The following is an 18,309-nucleotide window of genomic DNA, read 5'->3' as shown; positions in this document are numbered from 1 at the left end:
GGACTATGACTGGCGAGCAAACCGAATACCAAACGGCCGATGGTCAATCGACCGCCCAAGAACTCTCGATGAGAGCGACAACGCCTCCGGCGGAAGTGCCCGGTTATCGGTTGAGCCGGTTCCTGGGGTCTGGTGCGTTCGGCCAAGTGTGGGTGGGACTCGATCTTAATACCGGTCGAAGCGTTGCTGTTAAGTTCTACCTTCACCGAGGCGGCGTCAATTGGTCGTTGCTTTCTCGCGAGGTCAAGAATCTGGTTCAACTCTCAGCAGACCGCCAAGTGGTTCAAGTGCTAGAGGTGGGCTGGGATGCCGATCCGCCGTATTACGTGATGGAATTGGTCACGGGCGGGTCGTTGGAGGACCTGTTGAAGCAGTCGGTGACCTTGCCTGTCGGCGAGGCGGTCAATCTGTTTAAGCGAGTGTGCGTGGGGCTGAACCACTGCCATGCGAAAGGGGTTTTGCACTGCGACATCAAGCCCGCCAATATCTTGCTGGGCGAGGATCGCGAACCCCGTTTAGCCGATTTTGGGCAGAGCCGGCTTTCCAACGAGCAGACCCCGTCGCTGGGCACGTTGTTCTACATGGCTCCCGAGCAAGCCGATCTCGAATCCACACCGGACGCAAGTTGGGATGTGTATGCCGTGGGAGCGATCTTGTATCGCATGCTCACCGGTAGCCCTCCCTACAAAGACGAAACGATCGTCGAGAAGATTGATACTGCCGGTTCGCTGCCCAAACGATTGTCGCGGTACCGAGAGTCGATCGAGCAAGCTCCACCGCCAATCAAGCACATGCAGAAATCTGGCGTCGATCGTGCATTGGCGAAGATCGTTTCGAAGTGCTTGGCACCTAGCCCGAATGATCGTTACCAGAACATCCAACAAATTTTGGAAGACTTGCAGCGCAGAGAGGCAAACTTGTCTCGAAGGCCGTTGATGCTGCTGGGGATTGTCGGCCCGCTGTTGATTTTGTTGGCAACGACGTTTTGGGGCTATCGAAGCATTCGAGAAGCCGGTGAACGAACCCGAGACGCATTGCAAACCGAAGCCCGTGACAGCAATGAACTCGCCGCGAAGTTTGCGGCTCGAACGCTTGAAAGTGAAATCGAACGTTACTATGACCTTACGCGCGATGAAACATCGTCGAAGGAATTCTTGAAGCATCTCGAAGACACACTCGCGGATCCCGTCGTTGAAAAATCGTTGCGAGAGATCGCTTCTGAGTTGACGCCCGCTGACACTCACGAGGTCAGTGACGCTAGAGAGAGGCTTCTTGATGCACCGGAGCGAATTCGTTTGGATGAATTCTTGCAAGGTCGCTTGGATCGTTACACCGGCGAAGAAGGGATCGCCCGAAAGCTTCAGCTCGCCACGATGTTCGTAACCGATTCGGTCGGAACGATCATTGGGATTGTCTACGACGAATCAGTGGATCGTGACAGCAACAGTGCGGGGCGTAACTTCGCCTATCGAACGTATTTTCATGGCGGTCGTGAGGATCTTCCCAAAGATCAAGTTGAGATTGGAAACGTTACTCCTTTAAGTGACACTCGGCTTTCGGCTGCGTTTCCGTCAACGGCGACGGGAATGTGGAAGGTCGCCGTGAGCACACCTATATTCCTGTCCGACGATCGGTCCCGACCCGATGCTATTTTTGTCGCGACGATCAATTTGGGCGATTTCCAGCTATTGCAGAGTGAGAAGGGGTCCAACCAAGTCGCGGTTCTGGTGGAAGCACGAGATGGTCCTGCGAGAGGAACGATCCTGCAACACCCACTCATGGACGAGCGGCAGTTGAAGGATGTTCCCGATCTGGGGGAGACAAAGTATCAAATTGAACCAAATCTGATGGATCGCTTGCTTAGTGGTGACGACGTGACCTATCATGATCCGGTTGCGATGACGAGTGATGGTCAGGCTTATTCGGGGCGTTGGATTGCAGCGTTGCAAGCCGTTGCCCTGCCAAAAACATCTGTCGACTGGGAACAGACCGGCAGCAAAGTCGATTCTGAAACTAACACTGATTTGTTGGTTTTAGTTCAATATCGACTCGAGAAGGTTTGGGAACCGGTAAACCTGATGACCTCGGCATTGCTAGTTGAAGGAGCTGCCGCGCTGTCGTCGATTTTGCTAGTGGCGTTGGTGTTGTGGTGGTTCGTTCGTAAAGTTGATGCGCCCCATCGCGATGATTCGGTCACGAGTTCTCTCTTGGATACCAAGGGGAGCACGGACGCGACTGAAACGGTTGCTGTTTAAGTGGGCGGTGACACTTCCCGCCTTCTGCTCTCGCCACAGCCGTACCATGAAAACTCCAACGCCGAAAATTCAATCGCTGAAACTTCAGTATCCAACGCCGAAGTTGCAAGTTCGATCCGGATTCACTCTGATCGAGTTGCTTGTTGTGATCGCGATCATTGGTGTTCTGGTCGGAATGTTATTACCGGCTGTGCAAGCAGCTCGAGAAGCTGCGCGGCGAATGAGTTGCAGCAATAATTTCAAGCAACTTGGCATTGGGGTTCACAACTACCATGCGGCATTCAAAAGGATTCCCAAACATGGAACAGGAACCAATGCCGCGCACCGTGATCGGCTTCGTACGAACGATTGGGAACTCAGTTTCTTGGTTGGTTTATTGCCGTTCGTCGAACAGCAAGGACTCTGGGACGAAATCAGTAGCCCGCAATTGATTGCTGGGCCGCCGCCGATTCAATTTCCAGCGATGGGGCCTCGTCCTGAAAGCGTCGACTACGAACCTTGGATGACGGAAGTGCCCATGTTGCGTTGCCCCAGCGACCCCGGGGTAGGTCTGCCATCGATGGGACGCACCAACTACGCCGCGTGCCTGGGGGATGCGACTGACTACGTCGACAGCGGCGGATGGGTTTACCAAAATGGCGAATGGACACATGCCTTCTATGCCAACGCAAGAGCGTCCAACCGTGGCACGTTCGTGCTGCGAACGGATATGCGATTTCGAGACATTCTTGATGGTCTTTCCAACACGATCATGTGTGGCGAAATTAAAACAGACATTGGCGATCGAGATGTTTCAACGTCCGCGTCCGAGAACCTTGGTTGGGGCGGACCCGGTGTTCATGACACCGCTAACCTGTGCTACGTGCAACGCGATCTGGAACGCCCTACGTTCTGGTCACCCGCCGGATCACCCAGTGCTCCCGTCATTGATTCTGACGAGTCAAACCGTCGTGGGTATCGTTGGGCATCGGTTCGTGAGTTAATGACAGGGTTCAACACAATCTTGCCTCCCAATCGCGAAGTTTGCATGGGAGCCGGTTGGGCGTCGACGGGACAAATACCAGCCAGCAGTCGCCATCCAGGCGGATGCCACGTTTTGATGGGCGACGGAGCTGTCGTTTTCGTGACTGAGTCCATCGATGCGGGAAGCGATGAAGGGGGAACGGTTATCCTGGGCGGAAACGGACCCCGGGCCTCTGGCAACAAGAGCCCATTCGGGCTGTGGGGAGCGTTGGGAACGCGAGCAAGCTCCGAAACGATTGACATAGAGCTGTAGAGCTGTTGCCGAACTTCTAGAGTGTTGGCCCGACCGTCCATGGTACGAACTCGTGGTCGCCCAACCCCAGTTCTTCGCTGCATGTTTTTCGGCCACTGGCCACTTCCAAGGCAAAGTCAAAAAACTCTTCGCCAACATCTTGTAAGTCGCGGCCTTCCAGTAAGGTTCCGGCGTTAAGGTCCATGTCGTCACGCATCGATTCGTACATCGCCGAGTTGGTCGCGATCTTGATCACCGGTGTAGGTTTACATCCGAAACAGCTACCACGGCCGGTCGTGAACAAGACTAAGTTTGCGCCCCCGGCGACTTTACCCGTCACGCTAGCCGGGTCAAATCCCGGTGAATCCATCACGACCAATCCCTTGGATGTGATCGGGGTAGCGTACTCGTAGACTTCTTCAAGCGTTGTTGATCCGCTTTTCGAAACCGCACCTAGTGATTTTTCGGTGATCGTGGTAAGTCCACCAGCTTTGTTGCCTGCCGATGGGTTGTTGTCGATCTGTCCGTCGTACATCGCCACATAGTCTTTCCACCATTGGATTCGGTCGAGCAACTTTTGGGCAACCTCTGGTGTGCGGCTGCGAGCGACCAGCAGGTGTTCGGCACCGTAGAGCTCGGTGGTTTCGGAAATCACCGACGTGCCACCACAGGCCACGACTCGATCGGACACCACGCCGACTGCTGGGTTAGCGGTGAGTCCCGAATAACCGTCGCTGCCACCGCACTCGGTGCCAACCACCAATGCCGAGGCATCGGCTGGTGCTCGTGTGAACATGTTCGCTCGATCGAGTAATTGTTCTACGAAGGTTTCTGCCTTGGCGATGGTCGCACGAGTCCCACCCTCACTTTGCATGGTCATGATCGGAATGCCATCATCGCGAGTTAGCTTTTCACCGCTGGGGGCGTAAAGCGACACGATACCCTGATGCTCAGTCAAGTAACCCGCCGTGGTTTGTTCGCACCCGAGCCCCAGAATCAAGCACGCGCCGACGTTGGGGTGTCGAGAATAGCCAGCAAGAACTCGGCCGAGCATTTTTTGCTTGATGCCGTTGAATTGCATCGCGCAGCCAGTCGTGTGAGTGGCCGCAAAAACTCCATCGACATTGGGCCAGCGTTTCATCCGCTGCTGATCAAATCGCTCGGCGACCTTGTGGCATACTGACGCACTGCAGTTGACCGTTGAAATCAAAGCCACGTAGTTGCGAGTCCCTACGCGGCCGTCGGCGCGATGGAAACCGTCGAAGGTCCGGCTTAATTTGGTTGGCGGCGATGGAGGCGAAACGGTCGTTAAGTCGTTGGAAACAACGTGGTGGTCCGTCAAGTTATGGGTGTGAACGTGGTCGCCGCAAAAGACCGCGGCAGTTGCATTACCGATGGGACAGCCGTATTTGATGACGGGAAGACCCGATGGGATGCTTGCGACGGCAAACTTGTGTCCGGCGGGAATCGAGCGGTTGACGCAAATTTCTCGTCCGGAGAGCCAAAGTGTGGTTCCCGCAGCTAGGGTTGCGGTCGCAATGGCGACGTTGTCGACCGGACGCAGGTGAATGACACCATGGCTGGCTGCCGATTCATTTACTTTGCTCATTATGTTCCTATGGTTCACCGCATCGATTCTGAGGCGTATATTCGCAACTCAGGACCCGCATTCTCATTTCGCCGCCTCATTCCCGTCGCAGTTTAGTCGATGAAGATCCACGAATATCAGGGCAAAGCGCTCTTTCGCCAGTCTGGCGTTCCCGTTCTCGAAGGCATCATGGCAAAAACGCCAGATGATGCAGTCGCCGCCTACGAAAAACTTGGCGGCAAAATCGCTGTCGTGAAAGCTCAAATTCACGCCGGCGGCCGTGGCAAAGGGACCATCAAAGACAACGCCGATCAACGCGGTGTTGTGGTCTGCAAAAGTGCCGACGAAGTTCGCGCTGCCGCCGCCGCATTGATCGGAAAAACTCTCGTCACGATTCAAACCGGCGAGGAAGGCAAAGTTGTCAACCAAATCTTTGTGGAAGCTGGTTGCGATATCGCTCGCGAACTCTACCTCGGTATCGTGGTCGACCGAGCGGCCATGAAGCCGGTGTTGATGGTCAGCACCGAAGGTGGCGTCGAAATTGAGACCGTTGCTGAAGAGACGCCCGAGCTGATTTTCAAAGAGCACTTTGATCCTGCTGTGGGGCTGGAAGCGTTTCAAGTTCGCAAGCTTTGCAAGAAGCTCGGTATCACCGGTGCGGCTGCGAAAGCAGCATCGAAGTTCATGCCCGCGATCTGCCGTTTCTTTGTAGATTTCGACTGTTCGATGTGCGAGATCAATCCTTTGGTCATTACTGGTGACGAGCAAATGGTCGCCTTGGATGCCAAGATTGACTTTGATTCCAATGCACTGTTTCGACACAAAGATCTGCTCGAATTGCGTGACCTTTCGGAAGAAGAGCCATCCGAGGTTCGAGCTAGTGAATCAGGTCTCAGTTACGTCAAGCTTGAGGGCAACATTGGCTGCCTCGTTAATGGTGCCGGCCTTGCCATGTCCACGATGGACATCATCAAGTACCACGGTGGCCAACCGGCCAACTTCTTGGATGTCGGCGGCGGAGCCAACGCGCAACAAGTCACCGAAGCGTTTCGTATTTTGCTTTCGGATCCCAATTGCAAAGGCGTGTTGGTGAACATCTTTGGCGGTATCGCGCGTTGCACAACGATCGCTTCTGCGATCATCGAAGCCAGCAAGACGGTTGGATTCACCGTCCCGTTGGTAGTGCGACTCGAAGGTACCGAGGTCGAAGAGGGTCGCAAAATGCTTGCCGAAAGCGATGTCGACATCATCACGGCCACCGACATCACGGATGCGGCAGAAAAAATCGTCGCTGCAACCAAGTAGCTTTGCTGGGAGACATATTCGTCTCCGCAACTCCCTGCTTTTTTCACTCCACCTATCAAACCCACCATCTAAAAACCTACTCTCATGAGCATCCTGGTCGACGCCAATACGAAAGTTATCTGCCAAGGGATCACTGGCAATTCGGGAACGTTCCACTCACTTGGTTGCCGTGACTACGGCACGCAGATGGTTGGTGGAGTCACACCTGGAAAAGGTGGCCAAAACGTCGAAGGCATTCCTGTTTTTGACACCGTCGAAGAAGCCGTTGAGCAGACCGGTGCGAACGCGACAATGATTTTTGTCCCACCGCCCTTCACTGCCGATGCAATCCTTGAAGCGGTCGACGCAGGAATCAAGATCATTGCTGCGATCACCGAAGGCGTGCCTGTCATCGACATGGTTCGAGTCTACGAAAAGGTCAAAGCGAGTGATTCGATACTGATCGGTCCTAATTGTCCCGGCTTGATTACGCCCGGTGCTTGCAAGATCGGCATCATGCCCGGTTACATTCACAAGCCTGGTAAGGTTGGTGTGATGAGCCGGTCGGGAACGTTGACTTACGAATCCGTTTGGCAAACTAGCAATCTAGGCCTCGGTCAAAGTACCTGCGTCGGACTTGGCGGTGACCCTATTGTTGGGACCAGCTTTATCGACCTGCTGAAGATGTACCAGGAAGATGACCAAACCGAAGCAATCTTGATGATCGGTGAAATTGGCGGAACCGCAGAAGAAGAAGCTGCTGCGTTTGCCAAGGAACACGTCACCAAGCCAATGGCTGCTTTCATTGCCGGACGCACCGCACCGCCCGGAAAGCGAATGGGTCACGCCGGCGCGATCATCAGCGGCGGTAAGGGAACGGCTACCGAGAAGGTTGCTGCTCTTGAAGACGCTGGAATCGTCGTTGCACCGACCCCGGCCGACATGGGCGACGCAGTCGTCAAGGCAATGTCGAAGTAAGTGATCGGACACGGCGGTTTTACCGTGTCCGCTTCTCTGTCGACGTGATGAGTTGGGATAACACGGCGGGAATCGCCTTGTTGCAGCAATCACTAAGCCGCTTGCAGCGAAAGTGCTGCGTTTTCAAGTTGTCCGTCACACATGCGATGGCAAACGTCGGCGTTTTCGGCAATGGAGTCGTCGTGCGTGATCATCAGAATGGTCAAACCATCGTTCTGGTTTAGTTCCGACAACAGCTTCAGGATTTCGTGGCCGGTCTCGGTGTCGAGGTTGCCAGTGGGTTCATCGGCCAACAACAGCGATGGGCTAGCCATCAACGCACGCGCGATCGCTGCTCGTTGCATCTCTCCGCCACTCATCTCCGATGGTTTGTGCGTCGCTCGGTGCAGCAATCCCACACGGTCAAGCATTGCTTCGGCTTGTTTGCGAATTTGCTTACGCGTCAGGAAGTAATCCACGATGCTGCGTCCAATCATCATCGGAGCCATCACGTTCTCGATCGCTGATAGTTCCGGCAGCAGGTGATAGAACTGGAAAATGATTCCAATGTCGCGATTGCGATACTGATCGCGTTCCTTGCGAGACGCGTTATCAATTCGTTTGCCTTTGAAATGGATTTCACCAAAGTCCGGTTGATCCAAGGTGGCCATCAGGTGCATCAGGGTGCTCTTGCCACTGCCGCTGCGACCTACCAATGCTGTCACAATCCCTGATTCAACCTCCACATCGACGCCGCGAAGGACAGGCACTTCGATTTTGTCTTTGTGGTAGCTCTTGTAGATGCCACGAGCAGAAAGAACGGTTTCGTGATTCATGGGAGGCTTCAGGTCGGATGAGGCAGGTGGGGAACGTTTGAGAGGCAAGTGCACTGCGAAACAAGCAGTACGCCGAAGACTGGCCTACTCGAAGCGTAAAGCTCGAACAGGGTGCATACGAGCCGCTCGCAGTGCTGGCAGGACACTCGCCATCGCCGCAATTGCAACGGCGCCTAGCATCACCCATACCATCGTGAACGGATGAATGATGGTCGGGATTTCGGTGAAGTAGTAAACCGTTGGGTCAAACACTTCCTGGCCGGTGATCTTCTCGATCACGCCGGCGATTGCATTGATGTTGTCGACAAATATCAAACCACCGATCAGTCCCGCACCGCTCCCCACGATTCCTAGCAGCAGGCCGTAGCTCAAGAAAATGCTCATCACTCCGCCACTTGAGGCACCGAGTGCTTTTAGGGTTCCGATGTCGCGGGTCTTTTCGACGACAATCATGAAGAACGTTGCCAGAATGCCGAACCCGGCCACTGCGATGATTAGGAACAACAAAATGTTTAGGATCGTGGTCTCTAAGCGAACCGCTGCCAGCAGTGGGCCTTGCATATCGCGCCACGTTTGAATGTCGTAAGCATAGACATCTGGCGGGAATCGCTTGCGAAGTGCATCGCGGACCGCATTCAAGCTGGCGCCTTCGACCAGTTTTAGTTGGATGGTGGTGACACTGCGGGCGCCGGTGCCTGGATCGACCATGCCTCGGAAATCTTGAAGTTGATCGAGACGGCAAAACGCAAACGTGCTGTCGTATTCACTCATTCCCGATTCATACATGTCGACCACGGTGAACCTCTGGTTCACCACTTTGGTGTCATCGCCTGCGTTCGGGAACATCATGCGGACGTCATCGCCCGGGCGGCAGTAGTAACGATCTGAAACGTTGTTTTCCGCATCGCGATAGCGAATGCTGCAGGTCGAAATGCCGAGAACGAGGCCTGGATATTGATCGATCATTGGATCGAATTCTTCGGCGACCTGTCCGTCGGTGCGCTCACGCAGAACATCGGGAGCGGCAAATCCAAACGATGGGCCGCTGGGGATCGAATCAGCCGTCGGGGAATGGGACAAAGCGTCGACGCGTTTTTGTTCGAGAGCGAGTTCTCGTTCGTAGATCGTCCGCATCCTGCGGTATTCCCATCCGCTGCGTGGGAACGAATCACGATCGGGAGCATAGCCACCATCACGCAGGTCAAAGGTAGCGGAGTCTTTGTTTTCTGGGTGCAGCAGATAGCGGCCGAAGTGGCTGACGTCGTCGTAGGTTTCTGCGTCAATGCCGACTAGGTTCACATGGCGAGTGATCAATTGACCGCCAAAGTCGATTCCCAACATCGCAGGAACGTGAACTGAAACGGAACTGCCAGCGAGTTGATCGCCGCAGACTTTCTTGATTTCACGCAGATGAGCATCGGGATCGGGCATTCCGCCACTGGTATGGCATTCGATCAGGATATCGGACGCCAAGCCATGCAAACGTTCGTGCATTTCTACGGAAAAACCGGCCATAACACTGTTGACCACAATCAGGGTCGCAACGCCCAGCGTGACGCTGATAATCGAAGCCAGTGCGATGTAACGGGTCCGTAGATAACGGAAACACAATAACAAACGATACATGAGCCATTCCCTCGGCGGACTGCTGTTTCACCATCCATGGTGCAAGTGCCCGGAGTCTAGGAGAGACTGCGGGCCAACGTAAAGAGAGGAAAGGCATCGAACTTACGGACCACGTTCCAGCGTTTCGTTGTCCCAGCGAGTCAGTGCCCTCGCCCCTCACTGTTTCAGGCTTCAGCGAGTTGCTGTCCCATTGCGTCAGTCGCCCAGCAACTTAGGACAGCGACGTAGGACAGCTACTCAGGACAGCGACACAAACTCCTTGGCATTCCAGTCCGATCGTTGGCCTATTCAGATTCAGGACGCAATAGTGGGAACAAAATCACATCACGAATGGACTTCTTATTCGTCAGCAGCATCACCAAGCGGTCGATGCCGATGCCAAGTCCGCCGGCGGGCGGCATCGCATAACGCAGGGCCCGGACGAAGTCATGGTCCATCTTGGCCATCGAGTCCTCTTCGTCTTGTCCTTCGAGTTGCGTTTTGAACAGATCTTCTTGCAGATCTGGGTCGTTCAGTTCGGTGTAGGCGTTGGCGAGTTCCATACCCAAAATGAACATCTCGAAACGCTCGGCAATTGCCGGATTATCGGCTTTTCGCTTCGTCAACGGGCAAATGCTAGCGGGATAGTCAATGACGAAGATTGGACCTGTTAGCGAGTCCTCGACCTTTTCTTCGAAGATCTCATTGCGGACCACGTCCAAGTGCTTGTTGGCCGTATCAAGTTTCAACTTCTTAGCCAGATCTAACACGGCAGCGTCATCCGCAGGATCAATACCGGTGGCGTCTTGGAACAGTTCCGCATACGTGGCTCGCCTGAACGGCGGCGTGAAGTCAACAATCTTATCACCGAATGGGCGCTTGTATCCGCCGCCAATACGGTCAATCGCATCGATGATAATCTTTTCGGTTAGGTCCATCATCGATCGGTAGTCGCCGTAGGCCTGGTACAGCTCGATCATTGTGAACTCGGGATTATGACGAGGGCTAATCCCTTCGTTGCGATAGACGCGGCCCATTTCGTAGACACGTTCCATGCCGCCAACCATCAATCGCTTCAAGTGCAATTCAAGCGCGATCCGCATTGTTAGCGGCATATCCAATGCGTTGTGATGAGTTTCAAAGGGTCGTGCTGCTGCGCCCCCGGCGATCGTGTGCAGCGTCGGGCCTTCAACTTCGCAGAACCCTTGATCGTCAAGCGTTTGGCGAATCGACTTGATGATTTTCGTGCGATCCATGAACGTTTTGATAACGCCATCGTTGAACGCCAAGTCGGCGTATCGCATGCGTTGACGCAATTCTGGATTCGTAAGTCCGGCGTGCTTTTCCGGAGGCACTTCCAACATCTTGGTGTGGAAAAACAACTTTTCTGCAAACACGGTGAGTTCACCCGTGTTGGTTCGTCCCAGCCGTCCTTCGGCGCCAACCAAGTCGCCCAAGTCAAACAGCTTGGCGAGTTCAAACGCCTCTTCGCCGACTTGCCCTTTACCGATGAAAATCTGCAGGTCGCCAGTCCAATCCCGCAAGGAAAGAAAGAACAGTTTGCCCTGCCCTCGCTGGAGCATGATGCGTCCCGAAACACGTACGGTCGGGCCCGTTTCTTCACCGGGCCCGTTGTCAGTCTTCCATTTTCGATAGTCGAGCGATTCGTCGGTGAAATCGGGCAAAGGGACTTCCGTACCGTCTTCTTTGACCCACTTCACTTCGTTACCGCGGGCGATACAGTCGCCAATCAAGTCGCGATTGTCAAAGCGTTGGCCGAACGGGTCGATTCCCCGTTCAATGATCTTGTTCAACTTCTCGCGTCGGGCCACGCGGGGGTCAAGCAGGTCTTTTTCGCCTTCGTTGGTCATGTTCGCTTCGTGATGATGGAGCTCTGGGAATTAATCGGAGTGGGAATTGTCCGCGCAGACGCCCAAATTCGCAAGGGAACACCAAATTGGCCGCTCGACCTTGCGTTCGGTTCCCATCTGTCGCTAAACGCAGGGAATGAACGAAAAATCTAACTTCCGGAAGGACGATCCAGGAAGCCGAAATCAGCCAGCTTCGATCATCGTTTGGGATCCCAGTCCTCTATCGTTGCTTGCCCTCGCCGGCGTGCTTGATTCCCAGGGTTACCGGTGCATTTGTGCTCGAGATGGGGAATCGGTCATCAAAGCTCTGTCGATGGGCCGCCAAGATTTGATCGTCTGCGACGTCGCCGACGATGCGGATGCTGCTTTGGCAACCGTCGCCCAGGTTCGACAAGTCGTCGGCTATGAACAGTTGCCAGTCGTGATGATCGCGGATTCCAAGTGGGCGGGATTAGAAAAGAAGGCCGAAGCGGCGACTCAGGCGACTCGATGCCTGTTCAAGCCGATCGACCCCAATTCGCTCATCGCGGTAGTGGATCAAATTCTATGGATGCCATCCCTAATCGACAGCCACCGCCGTCGTGGCTCACGTCCTTCTCGACCGGGTTGGGTCACGCTTTAGTGGCTTGTCTTGACCGTTCGCAGCGAACTTGTGTAGTTACATCATTTGCGACGGCAACGCTTTCGTTCGCCTCGAAATCTCCCTCCGAAAACTCGCAGGATCTCCCTGATGCTTCCACGATTGACCTTGATGGCCGCTGTTTTACTCGCAGGTTTTTCCGCTGTCGCGACGGACGTCGCCGCGGATGAAATCGTTCGTTATCGCGCTGAGAAATGGCAAGCCAAGCATATACACGATGACGCGAAGGCTAAGACCATTTCCGAAACGCTATCTAAGCTCGGATGCGAAGTGAAGAAAGCGGCTCACAACGGTCACGTGGACGTAAAGTATCGTTGCCCCGAATGGAGGCAAATGGAGTTAGACACCCACGAAGAAGCCCACAAGTGGGAAAAGTGGTTCAAAGAATACGGCTTCCAAACCGAACACAAGCACTGAGTTTTTTGATTCAATAACCGCGCTCGATTCGACTGAGAACTGGATATTCATGAGTTTGCCTATCACACCGGTTACCGCCGCTGCTGCTCGCATGGCCGGTAGCGCGGTGAGTCGTGTCAGCGAGTCGCTTGGATTAAACAAAACACTTGGGTTTGACCAGATTCTGCAAGGTGCATCCGGCGAGAACTCGCCGGTGAACCTTGACGATGCAAAACAGTCGTTGGTCGACAAGATCAGCGAAACTTTGTCGTCGCTCGGATTGCCAGTGAACCCGCCTCCGAAGATTTCGGTCCAAGATGGCGGGCGTCTGCAAGTCGAGAACAACATTCCTCAGGCAGCCCAGATCGAGGCGGCACTGAATTCCGATGTGGGGCTGACGGACCAAGCCACTCGATTGATTCAGCTTTCGGGGGGCCGTGAAATTCAGTTCCAGCTTCCTGACTCCTCGACTTGACGATTTGAAGCGAACGAGCGAACATATTGCCTAGCAGAAAGCTCTGCCGAGCCGGAGGATAAGCGAATTGGCAAGCAGACTGATTCGAAATCAGTTGCCGGTTTACCGGTTGTGGGTTCGAGTCCCATGTCCTCCGCTTGATCAAAAGCACCGCCTGAAACCATCGTTTCGGCGGTGCTTTTTTTATGATCAGCGGTCGCGGGGGCGAATTTTCGTCGCAATATCGATTCCGCGAAACTCGGCCCAAAGTGGTTTTGCCGTCGACTCTGCGACGCATCAAAGGTGGATGAATTGCCTTTTCCGCTTTTCAAGTGCCCGTTGGATCAACGAACGGCATCGGTGATCGGAAAAGCATCCGAGTCGCCTTCAACTAGAAGCCAATCTCGAACGTCGCTGCCGCATGCGAATTCCTGAAGCCGACCGGACGGCCACGACACCTCTAGCGTCGTGTCATTTGGCTCGGCTGATTGTGGCAGCACGAACATCAGTACGCTCTCGTTGCTGCACTGGAAACCGCTGCCCGTTGTCAGCGTTTGGACTTCGCTATGCGATCCCACACTCAACGTGACAGAGGCTCCGATAGCATCACGCCCACTTTGGGTTCCACGCAACTGAACGTTGATGGTTTGGTTCTCGATAGGCGTATGGTTTATCAACAGCGCGACAGGTTCGGTTTGGTGAGTTACAGCAAAGTCAGTTCGTCCGTCTCGGTTCACATCCATAGTCCACATCGCACGTCCAACGTGATGCTGAGACGTGTATTCGCCGTCGGCTTCAAACTCTGAATTAGTAAACTTGCCGGTCGAAATCCGCTGAAAGACCTGTAACGGTTGCGCATAAAATGCATCTTCAGAGCGAGTCGAGTAGAGATCGACATGTCCATTGGTAACGATAATCTCTCGCCAGCCGTCGGCATTGAGGTCAACGCATTCGGTTCCAAAACCTACCATCGGCAGCGTGACATCAGTCAAGTTGACGCCATACGTTTCGTCACGCCAACCACCGGTCGCTTCTTTAGAGTGAAGTGTGTTTGATTCGGACATGAAGTTGGTGACGTAGAAATCTAGGTCACCATCGCGATCCAAGTCTGCTGATGCGATGCCCATCGAGCCTTGCGGCGTTGATTGAGAATTGCCCGCAAGTCCCAATGACACCGACGCATCGAGCCAAAGATACTTCTCGATTCTGGCATCGTCTTTCAAATGATCCGTGGAAGTGATACCGGATGTTGATGGTGAGGTGGGCGGAGATGTCCAGTAGTGGTTCAGGCTCATGTCGTTTGCAACGAACACGTCGATACCACGATTTTCATCGAGCTCGCCCACCAACACACCCAAACCGCGACCAGCATCATCGAGTTCAAATCCGTAGGCCGCTGGAACTCGCTCAAGCCCACCCTCGCCGCGACCGCGAAACACCCAGTCCGGTTCACCTTTGAAGACAGTGGGCGAACAAGCACGAGCTTGTCCGGCGAACTTGTTGAATTCGGTTCTATCACCCGCATCACAGCGTCGGTCAATCGGTTCAGTCCCAGCACAATAGTTTGTGACATACAGATCAGGCAGCCCGTCACGATCTAAATCTGCGATTGCTGCACTTGTCGACCAATTCCAATCGCTTGACGGTAACCATTGTTCGGTTTGGTCGGCAAAGGTTCCATCGCCACAATTGATTAGCAAACGGTTTTCACCGTAGTTGCAAATGAACAAGTCAGCGAATCCATCACTGTTGATGTCTCCCACGCAAATCCCCTGTCCAAAACCAACATCACCGGTTCGTGTCGGCACGGTTACTGCTCGAAACGTGCCTTCTTCGTTTCGCAGCAAAGCATTCGGGGCGCCTTGGCGTTCTCCCGGTCGACCGCCCGCAGTCGCCAAGTAAAGATCCGGCCAACCATCAAGGTCAAAGTCAATCGCGCCACCACCACAACCTAAGGTCGCATAAAACGGAATGCCCGGCTGATCAAGCTTTTCATAGGTCTTGCCGGAAAATTGGACACCTCGACGAACCGCTTCGTTTCGTAAATCCACGGTGAAGGGAGCATCGGGAAACGGAAATTTGTTCCGTTCCGAGACAACGTGGCGTGCCGTGTCCGATTGAGACTTTGCCGCCAGTGCCGCAAGCGACGAAGCTAAATCATCTGAGCTTATCGTGGTATCAGGACTGGCAGACGCTAATCGCCACGGAGTATTTTGGTTCAGGCGTCTTAGAATACTTTCACGGTGTTGGTGAATTCGCATACGTAACGCGACGGCGTCTTCGTCGATGCCCGATGGAGACGGAGGCAAGGTCAACGCTAATGCCGCCCACGCCTCGGCCTGCCACAAGCGTCCCTGTTCGGTGAGTGTCTCGATCACCGGTATCAGTTTCAAAAACGTGTCGACGTCTCCGATGCCAATCTGTGCCTTAGAAAATTCAATGTATTGTTGCCTCAATTTCAGCAGCGAGTTTGCCTCGTGTCGGATGTCCTCTGAATCTCCCGACACTTCCGCGAGTTTGGACCAAGCCAATGGGTTATCAGTGGAGTTTGCAACTGCATTGAGATAAGCGAAGCGAGCCAAAGCTACGTCGCTTTTTTGGCGGCACCAATCGCCCAGCGTGATCCAGCCAGACCACGACAATGATTGTGTCTGACTAAGGGGAACTAGCCGATCAACGCACCATTGTTCCAGTTCATCGCGCTGATCGGACGCGACGAGGGCTTGTCCGTAAATATCCATTGCTGGTTGGAAGTCCGGATGACGATCAAGTATCTGTTTCGCAATGACTCCGGCTTCGGCGAAGCGAGATTGATCCAGCATTGAACGTGCTTGCCCGATAGACGCTCGACGGTCATCGGTGTTTCGCTTGAGCATTTCGTCGAGCGACTTGTTCTCTTCTTTGCGCCGATGGTGGTTATCCATCGCAAGCAACAATGTGAAATCAAACTTCCGTTGGCGAATCAACTTGGTGGCGTGGCTAAAACCGCGTTCACGGTATTCTGCACCTATCAAAAGGTCACATAGCAACCGGCGGACCTTGTCGCGATCGGGGTAAGCATCGACGACTCGTTCAAGAAAGCTGATCGCCTCAAACATATCACCAGCGTCGATCATGGCGACCACGCAGCGGTTGACCAATGATTCGTCTAGAAAGTTGTTCGCGACTGCCGCTTGAACAAGGATGTCTTTGGCGATGTCTTGATGCCCAGCCCGGTAGGCAACTTGAGCGACCTCGACCAACGCATCTTTGTCTTCGGGATACGCAATCAACACCTTCTTGGCGAGCATCCATGCAGCGTCCCAATTCACGTCGCCTTCGCGCGCCGATGCAATCTCTTGCCTCATTACAGCGAGAGTGTCACCCTTGGCAGCACTGGCCGGTTCGGACGAAGGGATCGCTTTCTGATCGCTCGATTGTGCTTGCTCGCCTCGGTTGCACCCCGAGGCGACAAGCACCCATGCGATGGAGACAAAAAGAGTTGTGTAGGGAATGTTAATGATGTCACACGACCTCATGAAGCGGCGACGACACGAACAAACGCTAGCGTCACTCTGTTTCTTTCTCGTACGTTGCCATGTCGCCTCTCATGGCGTCCTGCTCAGCCTTGATCGCGGCCTTGTAGGCAGCAATATCATCCTGAGATACGTTCTCCTTAACTGAGCCGGTTTCCTTTGCACACCCGACGGCAATGATAAGCAGGCCAGCGGCAACCAATAGCGTTACAGATTTCATCATGAAATGTTCTCGTTCGAGATCGTGAATGGGAATTTTGAAAGCAGAATGCAACTGCCTAGCTGAGCTAGGCAGTTGCTAAAGATGACGTTCTATCGGAACGATGTGTCGTCTGAATCAAGTTCCGAATGTCGTCGCGTGAGAGCTACTGATTAAGTTGCTCTTCAATCACTTCACCCGATGCGCTGGTTCCAAGAGCACCCCAGACACCATACGGACTCTTCGAGCCCGGCATGTTCTTGTCTATTGCAGTTCCTCCTCGCCACACCATCGGATTGTTTCGATTGCCCGAGTCAATGGAATCGCTGATGAAAACAACGGCGCCATCTCCCATCAAGATGTGGGCTCCACCTTGGTGCCGACTCGATACGGTACAGTTCGCTGTGTTTCTGGCATTGTTAGGCCCGCAAACCGCGCTGTTAGGCGGCAATATCGTGTGGATCGCGGTCATGAAGGGTACTCCATCAGCCCAGCGATACCCGCGGCCATCGGTAGATCCATTCACTGCGGCTGTCGAGGACCAAAAGCTCGGTCGTTCGATGTCAATCAAAGTTGGATCGTCGTAGCAGTAGTTGGGGTTATCGCGATGGTCTTCCAAGACGTTACCAGTGTTGACGAGAATCGTCCGGTTGTCACGGTCGCCAATATCGGTCGCCATTTCTCCCATTGCGATCGTATTGGACAGTCCGTCGGTTACGTCTCTGAATTTGGTCGATTGGTGTAACTTGAAAACACCACGGTCGGCTGCACGGGATTCCAGCACATTGGCCTCGTGAGGCAACGGTGGCCAAGACGGTGCACTTGAGGTTGTGACAATACGCCGGTCACCATTGATAGACCGATACATGCTGTCGCCAACGTTCATTCCGTAGTTGGTTCGACCTAGCGAAGGTAGTCCGGTGCCCGGGTCCGATGGACAACGAAGCATGGGGATCTCAATCGTCCAGGGATCGTAGTCAATGTTGTCAGGTGACGGACCCATCGGAGGCCAGAAGGCAGGGGTCATGGGGGGAACCAAGTTTTGCTTAGGTCCAGAGATTTCTTCCCATAGTCCTTGCTGTTCCATGAACGGAGTTAGTCCAACTAATGCACTCAAACGCCAGTTGTTCGAGTCAGTGGTTGGGTCCCACCACCATGTTGGCGTGGAACCGGCCGTTCCTACACCTTGCATAGGAAGTTCTTTAAATGCCGCGTGGTAATTGTGCATTGCAATTCCAAGCTGCTTGAAGTTGTTGCTGCAACTCATACGTCGTGCAGCTTCGCGAGCAGCTTGGACCGCTGGTAGGAGCAAGCCTACCAGTACTCCGATGATGGCGATCACCACCAATAACTCAACTAACGTAAAACCACGTTGTTTACGGTACATTTGATTCCTAACCTAGCAAGAAAGTATGAAAAAATGCATGCGTCGGTGCACGCAATTCGAACGGGAA

14 protein-coding genes and 1 tRNA gene are annotated in these 18,309 nt (G+C 53.9%); 8 read left to right on the top strand and 7 right to left on the bottom strand.

Annotated elements, in window-relative coordinates:
* Positions 1-5 precede the first annotated feature (5 nt).
* Both Pla22_RS02025 and Pla22_RS02020 read left to right on the top strand, forming a co-directional pair.
* Positions 6-2,255 (top strand): serine/threonine-protein kinase, encoded by a 2,250-nt coding sequence (locus tag Pla22_RS02025; protein ID WP_146513112.1) that lies wholly within the window; start codon positions 6-8, stop codon positions 2,253-2,255.
* A gap of 46 nt (positions 2,256-2,301) precedes the next feature.
* A complete protein-coding gene (locus Pla22_RS02020; protein ID WP_146513111.1) occupies positions 2,302-3,531 on the top strand; it encodes a DUF1559 domain-containing protein in 1,230 nt (409 codons plus the stop codon).
* Between the two features lie 16 nt (positions 3,532-3,547).
* Here the strand turns inward: Pla22_RS02020 and Pla22_RS02015 are convergent, their stop codons facing one another.
* On the bottom strand, positions 3,548-5,119 hold the full coding sequence (locus Pla22_RS02015; RefSeq protein ID WP_146513110.1) for a UxaA family hydrolase: 1,572 nt from the start codon (positions 5,117-5,119) through the stop codon (positions 3,548-3,550).
* A gap of 99 nt (positions 5,120-5,218) precedes the next feature.
* On the opposite strand from Pla22_RS02015, the gene sucC reads away from it, so the two are divergent.
* On the top strand, positions 5,219-6,403 hold the full coding sequence (gene sucC, locus Pla22_RS02010; RefSeq protein ID WP_146513109.1) for an ADP-forming succinate--CoA ligase subunit beta: 1,185 nt from the start codon (positions 5,219-5,221) through the stop codon (positions 6,401-6,403).
* Positions 6,404-6,487: 84 nt separating this feature from the next.
* Complete coding sequence (sucD, locus tag Pla22_RS02005; RefSeq protein WP_146513108.1) at positions 6,488-7,360, top strand: succinate--CoA ligase subunit alpha; 873 nt, start codon at positions 6,488-6,490, stop codon at positions 7,358-7,360.
* Positions 7,361-7,452: 92 nt separating this feature from the next.
* Here the strand turns inward: sucD and Pla22_RS02000 are convergent, their stop codons facing one another.
* The 3 genes from Pla22_RS02000 to lysS all read right to left on the bottom strand — a co-directional run bounded on the left by Pla22_RS02000 (position 7,453) and on the right by lysS (position 11,651).
* Positions 7,453-8,175 carry an ABC transporter ATP-binding protein gene (locus Pla22_RS02000; RefSeq protein ID WP_146513107.1) on the bottom strand — a complete coding sequence of 241 codons (723 nt, stop codon included), beginning with the start codon at positions 8,173-8,175 and terminating at the stop codon, positions 7,453-7,455.
* Positions 8,176-8,259: 84 nt separating this feature from the next.
* The gene (locus Pla22_RS01995; protein ID WP_146513106.1) at positions 8,260-9,801 is read right to left on the bottom strand and encodes an ABC transporter permease; all 1,542 of its coding nucleotides are present in this window, start codon (positions 9,799-9,801) and stop codon (positions 8,260-8,262) included.
* Between the two features lie 284 nt (positions 9,802-10,085).
* A complete protein-coding gene (gene lysS / locus Pla22_RS01990; protein ID WP_146513105.1) occupies positions 10,086-11,651 on the bottom strand; it encodes a lysine--tRNA ligase in 1,566 nt (521 codons plus the stop codon).
* A 136-nt stretch (positions 11,652-11,787) separates the two neighbouring features.
* Here lysS and Pla22_RS01985 point away from each other — a divergent pair, with 136 nt between their 5' ends.
* The 4 genes from Pla22_RS01985 to Pla22_RS01970 all read left to right on the top strand — a co-directional run bounded on the left by Pla22_RS01985 (position 11,788) and on the right by Pla22_RS01970 (position 13,298).
* Complete coding sequence (locus Pla22_RS01985) at positions 11,788-12,273, top strand: response regulator (protein ID WP_146513104.1); 486 nt, start codon at positions 11,788-11,790, stop codon at positions 12,271-12,273.
* A 108-nt stretch (positions 12,274-12,381) separates the two neighbouring features.
* On the top strand, positions 12,382-12,708 hold the full coding sequence (locus tag Pla22_RS01980; RefSeq protein WP_146513103.1) for a hypothetical protein: 327 nt from the start codon (positions 12,382-12,384) through the stop codon (positions 12,706-12,708).
* 49 nt (positions 12,709-12,757) lie between these two features.
* On the top strand, positions 12,758-13,162 hold the full coding sequence (locus Pla22_RS01975; RefSeq protein ID WP_146513102.1) for a hypothetical protein: 405 nt from the start codon (positions 12,758-12,760) through the stop codon (positions 13,160-13,162).
* A gap of 53 nt (positions 13,163-13,215) precedes the next feature.
* A tRNA-Ser gene (locus Pla22_RS01970) sits at positions 13,216-13,298 on the top strand.
* Between the two features lie 187 nt (positions 13,299-13,485).
* Here Pla22_RS01970 and Pla22_RS01965 read toward each other — a convergent pair.
* From Pla22_RS01965 to Pla22_RS01955, 3 genes are all read right to left on the bottom strand, one after another.
* The gene (locus Pla22_RS01965; RefSeq protein ID WP_146513101.1) at positions 13,486-16,659 is read right to left on the bottom strand and encodes an FG-GAP-like repeat-containing protein; all 3,174 of its coding nucleotides are present in this window, start codon (positions 16,657-16,659) and stop codon (positions 13,486-13,488) included.
* Between the two features lie 31 nt (positions 16,660-16,690).
* The gene (locus tag Pla22_RS01960) at positions 16,691-16,879 is read right to left on the bottom strand and encodes a hypothetical protein (protein ID WP_146513100.1); all 189 of its coding nucleotides are present in this window, start codon (positions 16,877-16,879) and stop codon (positions 16,691-16,693) included.
* Between the two features lie 142 nt (positions 16,880-17,021).
* Positions 17,022-18,242, bottom strand: coding sequence for a DUF1559 domain-containing protein (locus tag Pla22_RS01955; RefSeq protein ID WP_146513099.1), 1,221 nt, complete (start codon positions 18,240-18,242; stop codon positions 17,022-17,024).
* Positions 18,243-18,309 lie beyond the last annotated feature (67 nt).

It is taken from the genome of Rubripirellula amarantea (genome assembly GCF_007859865.1).
GTDB lineage: Bacteria > Planctomycetota > Planctomycetia > Pirellulales > Pirellulaceae > Rubripirellula > Rubripirellula amarantea.
Note: the sequence above shows the minus strand (reverse complement) of the source record. Positions and strands in the feature narration are given on the sequence as shown.

Bases quoted from the DNA above. Each gene is read 5' to 3' on its own strand.
- Pla22_RS02025 (WP_146513112.1), top strand. From the start codon at position 6: ATGACTGGCGAGCAAACCGAATACCAAACGGCCGATGGTCAATCGACC.
- Pla22_RS02020 (WP_146513111.1), top strand. From the start codon at position 2,302: ATGAAAACTCCAACGCCGAAAATTCAATCGCTGAAACTTCAGTATCCA.
- Pla22_RS02015 (WP_146513110.1), bottom strand. From the start codon at position 5,119: ATGAGCAAAGTAAATGAATCGGCAGCCAGCCATGGTGTCATTCACCTG.
- sucC (WP_146513109.1), top strand. From the start codon at position 5,219: ATGAAGATCCACGAATATCAGGGCAAAGCGCTCTTTCGCCAGTCTGGC.
- sucD (WP_146513108.1), top strand. From the start codon at position 6,488: ATGAGCATCCTGGTCGACGCCAATACGAAAGTTATCTGCCAAGGGATC.
- Pla22_RS02000 (WP_146513107.1), bottom strand. From the start codon at position 8,175: ATGAATCACGAAACCGTTCTTTCTGCTCGTGGCATCTACAAGAGCTAC.
- Pla22_RS01995 (WP_146513106.1), bottom strand. From the start codon at position 9,801: ATGTATCGTTTGTTATTGTGTTTCCGTTATCTACGGACCCGTTACATC.
- lysS (WP_146513105.1), bottom strand. From the start codon at position 11,651: ATGACCAACGAAGGCGAAAAAGACCTGCTTGACCCCCGCGTGGCCCGA.
- Pla22_RS01985 (WP_146513104.1), top strand. From the start codon at position 11,788: ATGAACGAAAAATCTAACTTCCGGAAGGACGATCCAGGAAGCCGAAAT.
- Pla22_RS01980 (WP_146513103.1), top strand. From the start codon at position 12,382: ATGCTTCCACGATTGACCTTGATGGCCGCTGTTTTACTCGCAGGTTTT.
- Pla22_RS01975 (WP_146513102.1), top strand. From the start codon at position 12,758: ATGAGTTTGCCTATCACACCGGTTACCGCCGCTGCTGCTCGCATGGCC.
- Pla22_RS01965 (WP_146513101.1), bottom strand. From the start codon at position 16,659: ATGAGGTCGTGTGACATCATTAACATTCCCTACACAACTCTTTTTGTC.
- Pla22_RS01960 (WP_146513100.1), bottom strand. From the start codon at position 16,879: ATGATGAAATCTGTAACGCTATTGGTTGCCGCTGGCCTGCTTATCATT.
- Pla22_RS01955 (WP_146513099.1), bottom strand. From the start codon at position 18,242: ATGTACCGTAAACAACGTGGTTTTACGTTAGTTGAGTTATTGGTGGTG.